We start from the raw sequence: 15,738 nt of genomic DNA on the forward strand, positions 1-15,738 counted from the left end.
GAAGTCCTGCTAAAACCGGCACTCATTGAATACCGTGATAAATAATCACGTAGACTAATAAATCAGCAGACAGATAACCACCCGAAGATCATAAAATCTCTTTTGATGGGTGGAATTTAAATTTTCTCAATCTGCTCCAGCCATCTGTTTGCTATGCAAACAAACAGAATTGGTAAACCGATTTTAGCATGTTTTTGGGGCATGTCAAAGTACCGTTTTTATAAAAAAACTCCTAAAAAAGCCTCACATGCATTTTTTGCAACTATAAACCGGAATTCAGTTTTTCATTTGACCTAGATATTGAGAGCAGGAAGAGAGCGAAAATGAAGATAGACAGGCTGATCGGGATACTTTCCGTGCTGCTTCAGCAGGAGAAAACTACAGCTCCTGAGCTGGCAGAGCGGTTTGAAGTATCAAAGAGAACCATAAACAGAGACATAGAAGACCTGTGCAAAGCCGGGATTCCGATACAGACTACCCAGGGCGCCCACGGCGGAATCAGTATCATGGATGGATACCGGATGGACAGGACTCTTCTTACGTCAAAAGACATGCAGGTGATCCTTGCCGGTCTCAGAAGCCTTGACAGTATCAGTGGCAGCAGATACTATGGACAGCTTATGGAAAAGATCAGTGCCGGTTCATCTGAGTTTGTGAGTGGCCGTGATTCCATTCTGATCGATCTCTCGTCCTGGTACCGGGATACGCTTGCTCCCAAGATAGAAACTATACAAAGCGCCATTGAAAACAGGCACATACTGACCTTTAAGTATTACAGCCAGAGCGGAGAGAGCAGTCGCAGGATTGAGCCATATTATGTGGTGTTCAAGTGGTCCAGCTGGTACGTGTGGGGATGGTGCCTTAAAAGAAAAGACTTTCGTCTGTTTAAACTAAATCGCATGGATAAGGTCGGTGAGTCGAATGCTGTATTTAAGTGCAGAAGCGTTCCGGCGCCGGATCTTTCAACTGAAAAGTTGTTTCCGGGTGGAATAAAGGTGAAAGCTCTTTTCACAAAAGACGTGAAGTGGCGCCTGGTAGAAGAGTTTGGCCCTGCGTGCTTTATAGAGCAGGATGATGGAAAACTGCTGTTTACGGCGGATTACACGGATATGGAGAACCTCGTTACGTGGATTTTGACCTTTGGAGAAAAGGCGGAGATTCTTGAGCCGAAACAAGCGCGAAAGAGACTGACTGAGATCGTTAGGAATATGAATGATGTTTATAAGGAGGATGAGAAATGAGACTTGATGGATTTGGACTTTTGGTGGAAGACATGGGGAAGATGATCAGATTTTACAGAGATGTTCTGGGATTTGAGATAAAAGAGGCAGAGGATACTTCCAATGTATATCTGGTTAAGGATGGAACTCTTTTCCTGCTGTATGGAAGAGGGGATTTCGAGAAGATGACAAATAGGAAGTATGAGTATGTCAAGGGACTTAACGGACATTCTGAGATTGCACTCTATGTGGATACCTTTGAAGAGGTTGATGCTGCGTTCAAAAAGGCAGTAGAAGGCGGCGCAACAGCGGTGCTTGAGCCTGAGCTTGAGCCATGGGGCCAGCGAACATGCTACATCGCAGACCCTGAAGGAAATCTTATCGAAATCGGCTCATGGAACAAACCCTACGAAACCAAGGACGAAAAATGAGCCCTAGGGACGGAGTCAAGGGCTCATTTTTTGGAGGGGTGGAGAGGATCAACTATGGCGTTTGATTATAAAAAAGAGTTTAAAGAATTTTATATGCCGGCATCAAAACCGGAAATTGTAACTGTACCTAAGATGAATTTTGTTGCCGTGCGCGGAAGTGGCGACCCTAATAAGGAAGACGGTGAATATAAAAGAGCAATTGGCATGCTTTATGCAATCTCTTTTACCATAAAGATGAGTAAGAAGGGCGACCATAGAATTGAAGGCTATTTCGATTATGTTGTGCCTCCGCTTGAAGGGTTTTGGTGGCAGGACGGAGTTGAAGGAATAGATTATGCACATAAGGAAAGCTTTAATTGGATTTCTGCGATACGGCTCCCGGATTTTGTGACAAAGGATGATTTTGACTGGGCAGTTTCAGAGGCTACATCTAAGAAAAAGCAGAATTTTTCCAAGGTGGAGTTTATGACTTTGGAAGAGGGCCTCTGCGTCCAATGCCTGCATGTCGGACCATATGATGATGAACCTGCGACTGTAGCGATGATGTATGAGTATATGGAGGAGCAGGGGTATGCACTGGACATTACAGACAAACGACTTCATCACGAGATCTATTTAAGCGATGCTAGGAAGGTGGCGCCTGAGAAACTGAGAACCGTGATCAGGCATCCGATAAAACTTAAGGAGGGTTGAGTAAATGGAGTTTGTCAGGGTTACAAAAGACAATCTGGAAGATGAGCACATTTGTTGTGCTATCTCAAACAATAAAGATGTACAGGTTTCATCCAAGAAGGCATGGCTTGCTGAGAGGTTTGATGAAGGGCTTGTGTTTTTAAAAAGCGCAGAGCGAGGCAAGTGTTTCATTGAATATATTCCTGCTGAGAATGCCTGGGTTCCCATTGTTGCAGATAATTATATGTATATCGACTGCCTGTGGGTATCAGGTGCATTCAAGGGACATGGATATTCTACCGAGCTGCTTGATTCTTGCATTTGCGATAGCAAAGAGAAGGGAAAGCTTGGTCTATGTATTCTGGCTGCAGCAAAGAAAAAGCCTTTCCTGGCTGATCCGAAGTTCCTTACATACAAGGGCTTTACAGTGTGCGATGAAGCAGACAACGGGATACAATTGTGGTACCTGCCATTTGCAGAAGATAGCGTGGCTCCACAGTTCAAAGAGTGCGCTAAACATCCGCATGTAGAAGAAAAGGGTTATGTTCTCTACTATACAAACCAATGCCCATTCAACGCGAAGTATGTTCCGATTCTTGAACAAACTGCCGCTGAGCACAGTATCCTGTTCAAGGCAATTAAGATAACCAGCAGGGAAGAGGCGCAAAACGCGCCAACACCCGTAACAACCTATGCATTCTTCTGTGACGGTGAATATGTCACCAATGAGCAGATGAACGACAAAAAGTTTTTGAAGATAGTAAATGAGCCCTAGGGACGGAGTCAGTGGCTCATCTGTGAGCCCTAGGGACGGAGTCAAGGGATCATTTTGCTCAGTCGTTTTACTGTGGCTAAAGAAATATCCATTAACCTCGCAATCTGCTTTATGGTTAAGCCTTTGTCTCTCAACTCGCAGATCAAGTGGTTTCGTTGTACTCTGTTAAGGTTATTTACTTCAGATGTTGAAGTCAGTTTAGATGTTGATATAAAGACTTCCAAAGCTTTTTCATCGGTCAGAAAGAGCTTTTGCATTTTATGATCATCTGCAAAAAGTTCATCATTTGAATGATTTGACGCTCTGGAGAAGAATCTGTGAAGAGAATCTCTGTCACCGGCGATCTTATCAGCAAGACTTGTATCGATCAGAGAATTCTTTTGACCATAATAAGCGTTGTAGCTGCTCCAGCGATATTCTGATGGATAACGACACATGTTTGCTTTGACCGGATTGTTATGTATATAAACTATTGCGGCAAGAAAAGCTCTTTCACTCTCTATTGACGTACTGCGAAATCTATCCTGAAAGAGATGTCCTGTACGCAAATATTTGTTGTTATACCATCGTACAAATTTTGTCCCCAGGCTTTGGAAAAAGACAGAAAGTTTATCCGCCGGGGAATTTAACAATAAGTGGATATGATTATCCATCAAACAATATGCATATACCTTAATGTCATATTTCATTTTGCAATCTGAAAGAATGTAGACAAACTTTTGATAATCAGAATCTTCTTCGAAGATGAGATGTTGATTTACAGAACGAAGTATGATGTGATATATGCCAGTCGAACTCATGATTCTTGGCCTTCTTGGCATAATCTACTCCTTTGTTCACAGAAGAACTCTGTGATTGATAATAATTTAAAACGCATTATACAATTGTTGAAAAAGAAAAGCAATATGAAAATAAAAATGAGCCATTGACTCCGTCCCTAGGGCTCACAAATGAGCTCCTGACTCCGTCCCCAGGGCTCAAAAATGGAGGAACACAATGCACTTTGTCAAAGCAAAAGGAATTCTCACAGAAAACCATGGTCGCCATGGAATGAATATTTATCGTGGATGCACCCACGGTTGTATTTATTGTGACAGCAGAAGCAAGTGCTATCAGTTCACACATCCATTTGAGGATATCGAAGTTAAGATTAACGCACCGGAGCTTCTGGAAAAAGCGCTGAAGTCCAAGAGAAAAAAGTGCATGATAGGAACAGGCTCTATGTCAGATCCTTATATGCACTGCGAGGAAGAATTGTGCCTGACAAGGCGCTGTCTGGAAGTCATAAGAAAATATGAATTCGGCCTTGCCATTCAGACCAAATCCGACAGAATCCTTCGTGACATAGACCTCCTGGACGAAATAAATCGCAGCGCAAAATGCGTGGTGCAGATGACGCTCACAACCTACGACGATGAGCTGTGCAGCATCTTGGAACCCAATGTGTGCAATACAAAGCGCAGGATAGAAGTGCTCGAAGAGATGCAGAAAAGAGGAATCCCAACAATCGTATGGATCACGCCGATTCTGCCCTTTATCAATGATACTGAGCAAAACCTGACATCAATACTTAAGGATTGCGCTCGCGTGGGTGTAAAGGGTATTATAGATTTCGGCATGGGACTAACGCTTCGGGAAGGCGACCGGGAATACTACTATGCAGCGCTGGATAAGCATTTCCCCGGAATGAAAGAGCGCTATATTACGCGTTACGGAAACGCCTATGATCTTCCAAGTCCTAATGCAAAAGAGCTAATGCAGACCTTCCAAGAGTTCTGCATATCAAACAAAATCATGTACAAGCCGGAAGATTGCTTTAGCTATATGAATGAACTACCTGATAAGTATGAGCAGATGAGCTTGTTCAGCCTGTGACATGACATAAAAATGAGCCCATGACTCCGTCCCCAGGGGTCACAAATGAGCCCATGACTCCGTCCCCAGGGCTCACAAATGAGCCACTGACTCCGTCCCCAGGGCTCAAAATGCGAGGAGAGAAATGTACAAGAATATAATGTTTGATCTTGACGGAACCGTGACAGATTCCGGAAGGGCGATCACATCATCAGTTGAATATGCACTGGAACAGTTCGGAATAACGGATCAGTCCAAAGAGAAGCTGGAAACTTTCATTGGGCCGTCTTTGTATGATTCATTTGAGAGAGAGTATCAGTTTCATGGAGAGGATTGCGACAAGGCAGTAGCCCTGTACAGATATATTTATGAAAAAGAGCGCATGTATGATGTCGACATTTACGATGGCATCATCGCGCTGTTGCAGAATCTGAAAGCCCAAAACAAAACAGTCCTTCTTGTGACCAGCAAGCCCATGAAGTTTTCAAAAATGATAATCGAGAAGATCGGAATGTCAGACCTCTTCGATGCCATAATCGCACCCGAACTCTCAGACCACAGCTCGGACAAAAAGAGGCTAATAGAAAAGGCCGTAAATGAATACGGCCTTGACAAGAATGAATGTATTATGATTGGTGATACCAAATATGATATCGAAGGTGCCCTGGGGGCCGGAGTAGATAGCATTGCTGTTACCTACGGGTATGGTAATACCGAAAGCCTAAGAGAATCCGGTGCGACGTTTATTGCTGATTCAGTAAAAGACATCTCGGATATATTATCAAAGTCCTGAATATGCACCGATGTTAACGCACTCTGCAGATGTAAAGCTTGCGTTATTCTGTAGATCATTGTACCAGGTTACTACATAAAGGTTACTATCGTTTCCTCTGCAAAGAGCCTTATAATTGGTTCCTGATACAACCTGTGTTGCAAGCAGTGCAATCGGATTGTACATAACAGCTTCATTGTTGATCTTATCAAAGGAAGCCTGTGCATTCTGGTCTGATAACATACCGGGCTTACCTGTTCCGCGTACTGCCCATCCGCCAACCATGCCTTTTCCCATAGGTGCAGTAGTCTGAATGGCATTTACATCAATAGGTGTAGTTCCGATTATTGTATCGATTCCTTGTGTATTCTCGTAAACTGTTACGAAATAGTAACCAGGAACTGCATTGTCTGCTGTTGTTCCATATACGAGATACATGTAGTTTGCTCCTGATACAACCTGTGTTGCGACAAGATCAAGCACCTTGAAGTTGTCACCACTTCCTTTAAGTACAGTCTGAATGCGAGCGTTGTCTTTTTCATTTATCATGACGGGGTTATTCTGTTCTGCAACTTCCCATCCGCCAAGTGTCTTTCCCTGAGCTGCTTCATTTGTTGCTGCAAGTGACTTGAATCCAGTTAAAACAGATGCACAAAGTGCTACGCAGGCGATAGCTGCTATGATTAAATTCATCTTTCTCATATTTTTCATCTCCTTTTTTATTTATTTAGTAGAAACTATCAATTACGATAGTTTTTTTCTATTTTGTGATGATTGTATAATTCCCCCTATCACAGAAATGTCACATTATTTGCAACTTAAGCATCGTTTATTGCAACTTAGTACATGAGGCATTGTAACAAGGCTCCGGGCCTAGTAAGGTATGTTTATCAGATGAAACAACAACTACTGCAAAGGAGCTTTTCAAAATGAAAACAATGACACTTACAAAAGACAAAAACAGATTCTTCCAGGGACTTGATTTTTTGAGCTATGCTTTAGAGGCTTTTGCCGTTATCGGATTCGAGCTTTTACTCGCATATGTGATTGAGATAAACGTATATGGATATGACTTTAGAAGTTTTAACATGTGGCAGAGCATTTTGCACTGGACATTAACAGTTATAGTATGGGTATTCGGCGGACTGTATGTAATCAAGGAATGCGCACGTAAATCAGGAGTTGACCTCATCAGGAACTTCAGGGAAAAGAGCCTTATCCGTGGCACCAAAGAAATGTCTTTAACCCAGTGGGTACTCCTCATCACAGGAACAGCCTTTTGCCTGATCTCAACATGGCTTGACTGGGGCGGCAGCAAAGTCCTCAAAGAATTCAGTAAGAGGGGACCGGTTCTTTTCACATTCCAGTACATTTACTATCTGGCAGAGGTATTTCTTGTACTTCTCATCATCGTTTTTGGCCAGTATGCATTTGAAAAGTGGTTCAAAAATGATAAGATTCCCTATGGAGGAATTGTGGTGGCACTTACATGGGGGCTTGGTCACTGGTTTACAAAGGGATCCCTTGTGACCGGTATATCCACTGCAATTGGAGGATTTGTCTTTGGAGGAGTATATCTTCTTACGAGAAGGAATTTAAGACTTTCCTACCTGTTCCTCTGCATCATGTTCATTTTATAAGGGGAGAAAATGAAATTTCTTAAGACCAGAGAGGAAAACATAGAGGAGAACTACTTAGAACTTCACTATGACGTGATAGACAGCGAGACAGCTGCGGTGCTTGAAAGACTAAGGCCTGCGCTGAAATATATAGAAGGAACTACGGATGGAAAGAGGGTGACGCATCCTCTTTCCGCCATATTCTACTTTGAGACCGTGGACAGGAAGACATTTGGATATACCAAGGATACCTGTATTGAGGTAAAAGAAACTTTGCAGGGAATCATAGATGATCACAAAGATGTAGGTTTTGTGCGTATCAGCAAATCCTGCATCGTTAATCTCTACAAGATAAAGAGACTTCAGGGAGATCTCAACATGAGGACGCTCATATATCTGAAGAACGATGAGTGCCTTGTGATGAACAGAGGCTACAGGGTAGAGTTTTACGAAGCGCTAAAGACCTTACAGGGGAGGAAGAAAAATGAAACTGATCAATAAGCATAATTTTATCTCCATTGTCTGTATCACCTTTACACTCGTTGTATGTGGTAAGCTTCTGCTCGAAAAGAGTACAGGATTTATCGACAGATATTATACCGAGAATATTTTTACCTGCTTGGGAATCTCGGTGCTGGCGACCTTCGTGCTTTCGCTCCACTATTATCTGCAGCGCTTTCCGTTCATACCTGTGGTGATCGGGCAGTACCTTGCGCTAATAGGATTTGTCTTTTTGTGCATCTGGATCATGGGACATTTTACGGAAAATGCTCCATCAGCCTACAAAGACATGTTCGTTTCGGTGACGATTCCCTATGTAGCAGGGGCAATTGTATACTACATAAGTTTCTTCAGACAGATTAAAAGAGCTAACGAAGTATTTTCCAATCTTGAGTAGCCTTTCATGTAAAAAGAAATGTTTTTTATAACGATTACATATTTACTTTATACAATATTTATAATCATTATGTATACTTATAAATAGTGTAGTCGTTGTAAGAAATTTTCATGTTTTATATGGAGGTATATCATGAGTGACAATACGTCTAAGAAAGCAGGCGCATCACCAAAGGCAATCAGTGCTAGGATTTCTGCACTGTTTGTTGCAATGCTTCTCATCACAATCCTGGTAGCTGAGGGAATCACATTTTCTCTTGGTTATTCAATGATCAAGGATCTTATTTACAATTCTTTGGAAAACGAGGTTTCTGTAGATGCCAGTAAGGTAAACAGAGAGCTCAATTCTACATTCTATTACCTCAACGCTGTGGCAGATGCAGTTGAACAGAATGAATTTTCCTCCAATGAAGAAATAATGGGATATCTTGCGGGAACAGTCGGCAGATACGCGCTTCTTCCAACCGGCACGTATGTAATGCTTAATGATAAGACATTTTTGTATCCGGCTGACCCGACATATGAAATAGAAGATTGTACAGAAAATGTTATGTACAAGGAAGCAATGACGTACACAAACAGCTGGTTCTATTACTATGATGTTCCTTATTTTGATAAGGTCACAGGCGGGCTTTGTGCATCTGTTATAAGACGTGTTCATCTTAAGGATGGCAGAGAAGGTGCTTTTGCAGCCGATATGTTCTTATCAAGTGTTCAGGAAGAGCTTGGTAACGTTAAGATATATCAGACCGGCGGAGCTATGATGATCACAAGTCAGGGGCTTTTGCTTACTTATAAAAATGCTGATGTTTGCGGAAGTAATGTAGCTGATATTCAGGATGATCCGTTCCTGACCGCTATTGGCAAGTATGTAGCAGAAGAGTCGGGAAAAGAGACTCATGAAGTAGTCAATGCCAAGATAAACGGAGAAAAGTATTATCTCGCTGCTTCCCAGGTAAGTGGTACTGACTGGTTCGTAATAGTTTATGCTAAGCAAAAAGAGGTGCTCTCAGCACTTATCAGCCTTGTTGCTATTCTTGCAGTTGTTATTGTGATTTCTGTTGCAGCTGTGATCATAATAATGAACATTGTTCTTAGAAAACTTATTAAGAACCCTGTTACAAGCCTCACAGGCAATATTGAAAAGATTTCGAACGGTGACTTCACTGTTGACATATCATCTAACGGTGATGACGAAATTGCATATATGAACAATGCCATGGGCGACTTTGTCAATGGTATGAGAACGTCCCTGAGTGAAATTAAAGATGTTTCCGGCAGACTTCTTGATGATGCACAGAACTCCAAGAGTACAGCTGAAGACCTTGAGGGAGCAGCTAACGAGCAGTCGGCCAGCATGAATCAGATTCGTGAAAACATTGAAAACATGGCCCAGGCTGTCAATGAAGTTGCAGAAAATGCTACAGTCCTTGCTCAGACAGTTGCTAATGTAACAGAGCAGGAGCAGCAGATTGAGGAAACAATGAACGAGCTTGTTTCCAAGGCTGATTCCGGACAGCATGAGATGGCAGGTGTCGCAAACGGAATGAACGATATTGTTGATTCCATGAAGGATATGGCAGATGCAGTTTCAAGTGTTGATGAGGCTGCTGAGAAGATCAATCAGATCGTTGATCTTATCAACTCCATTTCTTCACAGACTAATCTTTTGTCACTCAATGCCAGCATTGAGGCTGCAAGAGCCGGTGAGGCAGGAAAGGGCTTTGCTGTTGTTGCTCAGGAGATCGGACAGCTTGCTCAGAACTCAGCAGACGCTACAAAGCAGATTGCAGACATTATCAAAGACATGTCAGCAAGAGTACAGCAGCTTTCGGAGAAATCTGAGACCAATACTCAGATGATCAACTCAAGTGCTGAATCTATCAATAATGCGGCTTCTACATTTAAGGAAATCACACAGCAGCTGTCAGAAGCCAATGATACACTTACCATTATGGCCGGACAGATGGAGAAGGTTAATGATGTAGCAACAAATATGGCATCAGTTTCTGAAGAGCAGTCGGCATCAACTCAGGAAATTGCCGACAATGTTGAAAGAGTTACAGAAGCTGCCAAGGGTGTTGCATCATCCTCAGAGCTTGTTGCTAGTGCAGCATCTTCAGTATCTGAGGCGGTTGATACCATCAACGGAAACCTTGAGAGATTTACAATTCAGTAAAACAGAGCATGCGAATATGAAAAAGGCTATGGCTTGGTAAATCTGCTGACAACAATGCTGCTGCGAAAAAAGTGCATAAGTATCTGACAGAGAAGGCATACCAATAAGTGGTATGTCTTTTTTGTAAATGCAATTGACAATACGCAATGTGTATGAAATAATATACGCGTTGAGTATAGAAATTTGTTTGTTGATTGACTGATAGGGGGATACAGAGATGGATAGCAGAGAATACCTGATTGAATTAAGAAATCGCACAGGAATGTCGAGGAAGGAATTCTGCACATATTTTGAGATTCCATATCGCACGCTACAGGACTGGGAACTGGGAAATAGAAAGATGCCTGATTATCTCCTTAGATTGATGGCATATAAGATTGAAATGGAAAAGCTTGTAGAGAGCAAAGAAGATACTAAAAGAAATGGAGATTAATTATTAGTGAAACAATTTGATTTAGAAAAAGTGGAAACAGCGCTTACATTTGTTGAGCGCATAGCAGATGGGAAAAATCCCATTAATAACGATATAGCTGATAAGGATGATGTAATGAATGATCCTGTCATTATCAGAAGCATGTTTTTTGTAAAAGATGTATTGGCAGAGCTTAAGGATAACAACGGAATTATTGGGAAAACCGGTGGAAACAAGAAAAAAGAATTCCCGATAGAAACGCTTGATAGCTTTAGGTATTCAGAGGTTAAGACAATTACAAGACTGACTGAGCAATTGAATTCCGGAATCGATGAGTCGGTATATAAGAAATTATCATACAGAACAATAACAGACTGGCTTAAGAGAAATGGCTATCTGATTGAAACAGAAGACAGCAAGCTGGGCAAGAAAGTCACACTTACCACAGAAAAAGCTCAGGCTATCGGTATAACACATTCATTGCAAACAAGCATGAGTGGAAACTCATATTACAGAGTTGAATATGATAGAACCGGTCAGGAATTTGTTGTACAGAATCTGCCGTCAATGCTTTGAATGCTCTGAATGCTGTATGATTGACTAAGAATATTTATTATGCTATATATAGCATAAAGAAAGGAGGCAGGCATATATGAGTGACTTACAAGAACTAACCAATGAATTGATGCAGGATCCTGATTTTAAAAAGGAGTATGAAGCGCTTCAGCCGGAAATGAATATTACAAGAGCTATACTAGATGCGCGTATACGAGCCGGCATGACGCAAATGGAATTGGCGGAGAAAAGTGGAATTAGTCAGGCTGATATATGTCGTCTCGAGAAGGGAACAAGGAATCCAAGTATAGCTCTTTTGAAACGCCTTGCGGAAGCGATGGACAGTACACTCAGGATAGAGTTTGTTCCGAAAAAAATATAAACAAAGAAATACGTAATCATTTGCCTTCTAATACTGCATATGTTAGTATTAGAAGGTCTTTAAATATAATGAAAGAGCGCTTTGCGTTTAGGTGAAGGGATGAATATAGGTCTATTTGTGTGAGTCTATTTTGCGTATGCAGAATAGGCTTTTTTGTTTGCAATGGCAGATGACGCGGGAGGAATTTGATGACAAACAGAAAGATTAGGATTATTCCATTTGATATGAAATATCTTGAGGATTATTACAATAATTTCAACGATGAAATAACCAAATATCAGTGGCCTGACCCCTTTGAGAGCATTGAGGATGCAAGAGCTCTTCTTCAGGATTTTCTTGATGAGATGGAAAAAGAGGAAACTCTTGTTTTTGCCGTAGTTGACGCAGATGAGAGATTCGTTGGAAACGTCGAAATGCACGGACTTTCAGGAGACTCTCCGGAGCTTGGAGCGTGGATCATAGAATCTGAGCAGGGAAAGGGCTATGCGTATGAAGCACTTAAATACATATTAGACTATGCTCATCGGAAGTACGGCAAGACAGAGTTTTTCTACGAAGCCGATGTCCGAAACGCAGGTAGTAACAAATTGCTGAGCAAATTCGCTGAGAGCTACGTGATTGAAGCTCTCGATATAGAGGAGCTTGTAACGGACTCCGGAAAAGAGCTAAAACTTCGGGGGAACAGGTTGACCAGAAAGGAGATTGCATGAATTATTTTGTTGAAGGATTGCAGGGAAGTGGCAAAAGTACACTTGTAAGGCAGCTCTCGGAGAAGTATCATGACTACAAGGCTGTTTGTGAGGGCGATTATTCTCCTGTGGAGCTTGCGTGGTGTGCTTATGTTGATAAGAAAACCTATGCGGGCATTCTTGATAAGTACAGCGATATCCGCAGTAAGATCATGGAAAAGAGCTATGAAGAAGACGACCACATGATCATCTGCTACACTAAGATCATTACCGATATTCCGGGATTCCATAAGGATCTGGAGCAGTATGAGATATATAACGGGAATCTTGAACCGGACTGTTTCAGAGAAATTGTCTTAAAGAGATTTCGGAACTGGAGCGGAGATAAGTATATTTTTGAGTGTTCTCTTTTTCAAAATATAGTAGAGGACATGATATTGTTTCGGAATTGCAGCGATCAGGAGATTATTGACTTCTACAAGAAAGTGAAGGAAACTCTTGCCGGCAAGGAATATCAGATAATGTATATCCGAACTGAAGACATAGCATCAAACATCGATGTTATAAGGAAAGAAAGGTCGGATGACAAGGGCAATGAGATGTGGTTTCCGCTGATGATGAGCTATTTTGATAATTCTCCTTATGCTCGGGAAAAGAGCTTGTCAGGACCCAAGGCATTACTTGACCATTTCAGGCACAGGCAGGAGCTGGAACTTAGGATCTGCAGAGAAGTATTTGAGGGGAAATACCTGGAACTTAAGTCAAAGGAATATTAAAGAAGGTATAGGCCAGTATGCTTACAATTACAAAACAACAGGCAACGCAGTTTATCCTTGCCAAGCAGGGGCTGATCGGTTCGTATCGTTTTGCAGGGAAAGAAGGTGCTTACGATTATATACATCAGGCGGGATGCATTCAGTTTGACCCTGTTGATGTTTGTGGCAAGAATGCTGAACTTACATTGCAGTCCAGAGTTAAAGGCTTTAAGAAATCCATGCTTTGGGAGCTGTTGTATGAGGACCGTAAGCTCGTAGACTATGTGGATAAAGAACTGTCGATATGGCCCGCACAGGATTGGCCGTATTTTGCTTCCTTCAGAGAGCGAAGCCTTCGGATGAGTGATACTTTTGAGGGACTTAAGGAACTAAAAGAGGAGGCAGTATCTTTCATCAGAGAGCATGGCCCTGTCTGCAGCGATACATTGCCAATCGAAGGTGAGATCTACTGGCACTCTTCGATGCATTGGAGCGGTAATTGGCAGAAAAAGTCTCAGGCCGCCAGATCGGTCCTGGAGCAGCTCTATACCGACGGTGAACTGATCATTCATCATAAAAAAGGAAGCCGTAAGTATTATGACCTTGCGGAGAAATATCTTCCTGCCGCATTGCTAAAAGCTGACAATCCATGCAAAGATGAATACGAGCTTATTTCCTGGCGTGTTCTGCGTAGGATCGGGGCAGTAGGTCTTTTGTGGGATAAGAGCAGTACGGCTTTTCTGGGCATTGACCTGAAAGCGGATTTACGGAAAAGAGTACTCGCAGACCTGTCTGCGGATAAGAAGATCGGATCTGTTATGGTAGAGGGGATAAAGGTGCCTTTCTACTATCGCATCGAAGATGAAGCGCTCATGCAGGAAATTCTTGCTGGAACTGCGAATCTAAAACCCAGAATGTCTTTTATTGCACCGCTGGATCCGCTTATGTGGGATAAGGCTTTGATCCTGGCTTTGTGGGATTTCAGATACTCGTGGGAAATATACACACCTGCGGTAAAAAGAAAGTATGGTTATTATACGCTTCCCATCATATACGGAGATCGATTCGTTGGCCGAATAGAAGCTGTTCCGGATCGAAAGGAAGGTATTCTTCAGGTTAAGGGCTTGTGGTGGGAGCTGGGAGTTAGGCAGACAAAAGCATTGAACCTGGCACTGGAGCGGACACTTAGCCGTTTTGCCAAATTCAATGACTGCAAGAGTTTTCAGAAATGATATATCAAAATTCGGAGGAGAGATTGTGACTTATACAGAGATATTCCGTGAGATAGGTAGCATCATGGAACATGATTCAGCTACATATCCTGATTACGGTGCCGGGGAATATGATAAGTATTTGGAAATAATAGCTGATGACATGGACAGAAAAGAGTTTGTTCATGTAGTTCAGCAGTATTTGGCAGGGTTTAAGGTTTTTGCGCATATTGGATTTTCAGATGCTGAAATGAAGAATGTTGGCTTCTCTGTTATGCGATACGAAGATGTGCTTTATGTTACGGAGGCAGATGGCGAAACCGGCCTTGTACCCGGTGATAGAATAACTAAGATTGACGGTATGACTATTCCGGAGATAGCAGATAGAGAAAAGATCATGCTCATGGGCGAGTCTTTGGAACGTCAGGGGATGCTGTGGCCTTCAGTCATTAAGTTTTATAACACTTTGACAGTAGAACATGGTGACGGATCCGCAAAAGAGCTTTCGGTTAAACTTGGCACAAAATCTGAACCTGCTGAAAGCTATTACTACAAAAGCTATGAAAATGACACGCTGTATTTAAGACTGGCGGATTTTGTTGATGCTGAAGCTATCAGTAAATTATATGACGAATGCAGGCAGCAGCTTAACAGCTGCAGGAATCTGATCATTGACGTCCGTGATAACGGTGGAGGAGCTGATGGTGCTTTTTTCCCGCTTTTTGAATACAGTTTTCCTGAGGGCGAGCCGGTAAGTAAATATATCAGGCAGGAGTATCCGATTGCCATAAACTATTCAGCAAGAAACTGCGATGACAGACGCAGGCTCTTAAAAAGCTTTTTTGGTGATATGATTCCTGATGATGTTAAGCCCATGGTTGATAAGATGCTCTCAGACCTTAAGGAAAAATACGGTAAAGGTCTGATCGAGGAGAAAGATGAGACGCCGCTTGATATGTGCGGAAGGAAAAACCCCGAAAAGGTCTTCGTCATCACTGATGAGAGATGTGGCTCTTCGGGAGATGCTTTCGTGGAAGCAATGTCTTTTTCACCGAAGGTAACCGTAGTAGGCAGGCCGACAAGCGGAATCACTGATTATTCCAACGTAAATATGGTTGAATTTGGTGATTTTAAGCTGACTTATCCAACCTCCAGAGATACACGGATCGATCATGGCAAAGGCCTTGGTCAAAAGGGTGTTCCGGTTGATGATTATATACCGTGGAAGCCTGAGAATATCGGAAAAGACGTTGAACTGGATTATGTGATGGATCAGATATAAAATGCATTGTGATACAGAACGTACAGATTTTAC

General features: G+C 42.2%; 19 protein-coding genes. 17 read left to right on the forward strand and 2 right to left on the reverse strand.

What is annotated here, in order from left to right; all coding sequences use genetic code 11:
* Positions 1–323: 323 nt before the first annotated feature.
* From G633_RS0113850 to G633_RS0113865, 4 genes are read left to right on the forward strand one after another with little or no spacing between them, the layout of a single operon-like run.
* On the forward strand, positions 324–1,241 hold the full coding sequence (locus G633_RS0113850; RefSeq protein WP_026520287.1) for a helix-turn-helix transcriptional regulator: 918 nt from the start codon (positions 324–326) through the stop codon (positions 1,239–1,241).
* Positions 1,238–1,651: a VOC family protein gene (locus G633_RS0113855; protein ID WP_026520288.1), complete on the forward strand. Its 414-nt coding sequence runs from the start codon at positions 1,238–1,240 to the stop codon at positions 1,649–1,651. The genes G633_RS0113850 and G633_RS0113855 overlap by 4 nt, the downstream gene beginning before the upstream one ends.
* Before the next feature lie 54 nt (positions 1,652–1,705).
* On the forward strand, positions 1,706–2,344 hold the full coding sequence (locus G633_RS0113860; RefSeq protein ID WP_026520289.1) for a GyrI-like domain-containing protein: 639 nt from the start codon (positions 1,706–1,708) through the stop codon (positions 2,342–2,344).
* A 4-nt stretch (positions 2,345–2,348) separates the two neighbouring features.
* Positions 2,349–3,098: a GNAT family N-acetyltransferase gene (locus G633_RS0113865; RefSeq protein ID WP_026520290.1), complete on the forward strand. Its 750-nt coding sequence runs from the start codon at positions 2,349–2,351 to the stop codon at positions 3,096–3,098.
* Between the two features lie 41 nt (positions 3,099–3,139).
* Here the strand turns inward: G633_RS0113865 and G633_RS18560 are convergent, their stop codons facing one another.
* Positions 3,140–3,898: a transposase gene (locus G633_RS18560; protein WP_196804270.1), complete on the reverse strand. Its 759-nt coding sequence runs from the start codon at positions 3,896–3,898 to the stop codon at positions 3,140–3,142.
* Positions 3,899–4,094: 196 nt separating this feature from the next.
* On the opposite strand from G633_RS18560, the gene G633_RS0113875 reads away from it, so the two are divergent.
* Both G633_RS0113875 and G633_RS0113880 read left to right on the forward strand, forming a co-directional pair.
* Positions 4,095–4,973 carry an SPL family radical SAM protein gene (locus G633_RS0113875; protein WP_026520291.1) on the forward strand — a complete coding sequence of 293 codons (879 nt, stop codon included), beginning with the start codon at positions 4,095–4,097 and terminating at the stop codon, positions 4,971–4,973.
* A 124-nt stretch (positions 4,974–5,097) separates the two neighbouring features.
* Entirely contained in the window at positions 5,098–5,745 is a 648-nt protein-coding gene (locus G633_RS0113880; protein WP_026520292.1) for an HAD hydrolase-like protein, read from the forward strand.
* Here G633_RS0113880 and G633_RS0113885 read toward each other — a convergent pair.
* Entirely contained in the window at positions 5,734–6,426 is a 693-nt protein-coding gene (locus G633_RS0113885) for a hypothetical protein (protein ID WP_022768925.1), read from the reverse strand. The two genes, G633_RS0113880 and G633_RS0113885, sit on opposite strands and share 12 nt — an antisense overlap.
* A 227-nt stretch (positions 6,427–6,653) precedes the next feature.
* On the opposite strand from G633_RS0113885, the gene G633_RS20160 reads away from it, so the two are divergent.
* From G633_RS20160 to G633_RS0113940, 11 genes are all read left to right on the forward strand, one after another.
* A complete protein-coding gene (locus tag G633_RS20160) occupies positions 6,654–7,364 on the forward strand; it encodes a hypothetical protein (protein WP_026520293.1) in 711 nt (236 codons plus the stop codon).
* 9 nt (positions 7,365–7,373) lie between these two features.
* Positions 7,374–7,844 carry a LytTR family DNA-binding domain-containing protein gene (locus G633_RS19485; RefSeq protein WP_051200229.1) on the forward strand — a complete coding sequence of 157 codons (471 nt, stop codon included), beginning with the start codon at positions 7,374–7,376 and terminating at the stop codon, positions 7,842–7,844.
* On the forward strand, positions 7,828–8,241 hold the full coding sequence (locus G633_RS0113900; RefSeq protein WP_026520294.1) for a DUF6608 family protein: 414 nt from the start codon (positions 7,828–7,830) through the stop codon (positions 8,239–8,241). Before G633_RS19485 ends, G633_RS0113900 begins: the two co-directional genes overlap by 17 nt.
* Before the next feature lie 132 nt (positions 8,242–8,373).
* Positions 8,374–10,419 carry a methyl-accepting chemotaxis protein gene (locus G633_RS0113905; protein WP_026520295.1) on the forward strand — a complete coding sequence of 682 codons (2,046 nt, stop codon included), beginning with the start codon at positions 8,374–8,376 and terminating at the stop codon, positions 10,417–10,419.
* A gap of 217 nt (positions 10,420–10,636) precedes the next feature.
* Positions 10,637–10,852, forward strand: a complete 216-nt coding sequence (locus G633_RS0113910) for a helix-turn-helix domain-containing protein (RefSeq protein WP_022768932.1) — start codon at positions 10,637–10,639, stop codon at positions 10,850–10,852.
* A 6-nt stretch (positions 10,853–10,858) separates the two neighbouring features.
* Positions 10,859–11,407: a hypothetical protein gene (locus G633_RS0113915; RefSeq protein ID WP_026520296.1), complete on the forward strand. Its 549-nt coding sequence runs from the start codon at positions 10,859–10,861 to the stop codon at positions 11,405–11,407.
* 76 nt (positions 11,408–11,483) lie between these two features.
* Positions 11,484–11,768, forward strand: coding sequence for a helix-turn-helix domain-containing protein (locus G633_RS0113920; protein WP_026520297.1), 285 nt, complete (start codon positions 11,484–11,486; stop codon positions 11,766–11,768).
* 188 nt (positions 11,769–11,956) lie between these two features.
* Entirely contained in the window at positions 11,957–12,478 is a 522-nt protein-coding gene (locus G633_RS18570) for a GNAT family N-acetyltransferase (RefSeq protein ID WP_051200231.1), read from the forward strand.
* Positions 12,475–13,233: a hypothetical protein gene (locus G633_RS0113930; protein WP_026520298.1), complete on the forward strand. Its 759-nt coding sequence runs from the start codon at positions 12,475–12,477 to the stop codon at positions 13,231–13,233. The genes G633_RS18570 and G633_RS0113930 overlap by 4 nt, the downstream gene beginning before the upstream one ends.
* Positions 13,234–13,250: 17 nt before the next feature.
* Complete coding sequence (locus G633_RS0113935) at positions 13,251–14,444, forward strand: winged helix-turn-helix domain-containing protein (RefSeq protein WP_026520299.1); 1,194 nt, start codon at positions 13,251–13,253, stop codon at positions 14,442–14,444.
* Entirely contained in the window at positions 14,419–15,705 is a 1,287-nt protein-coding gene (locus G633_RS0113940) for a S41 family peptidase (RefSeq protein WP_026520300.1), read from the forward strand. Before G633_RS0113935 ends, G633_RS0113940 begins: the two co-directional genes overlap by 26 nt.
* Positions 15,706–15,738 lie beyond the last annotated feature (33 nt).

Source organism: Butyrivibrio sp. FCS006 (assembly GCF_000424525.1).
In the GTDB taxonomy this organism is placed as follows: domain Bacteria; phylum Bacillota; class Clostridia; order Lachnospirales; family Lachnospiraceae; genus Butyrivibrio.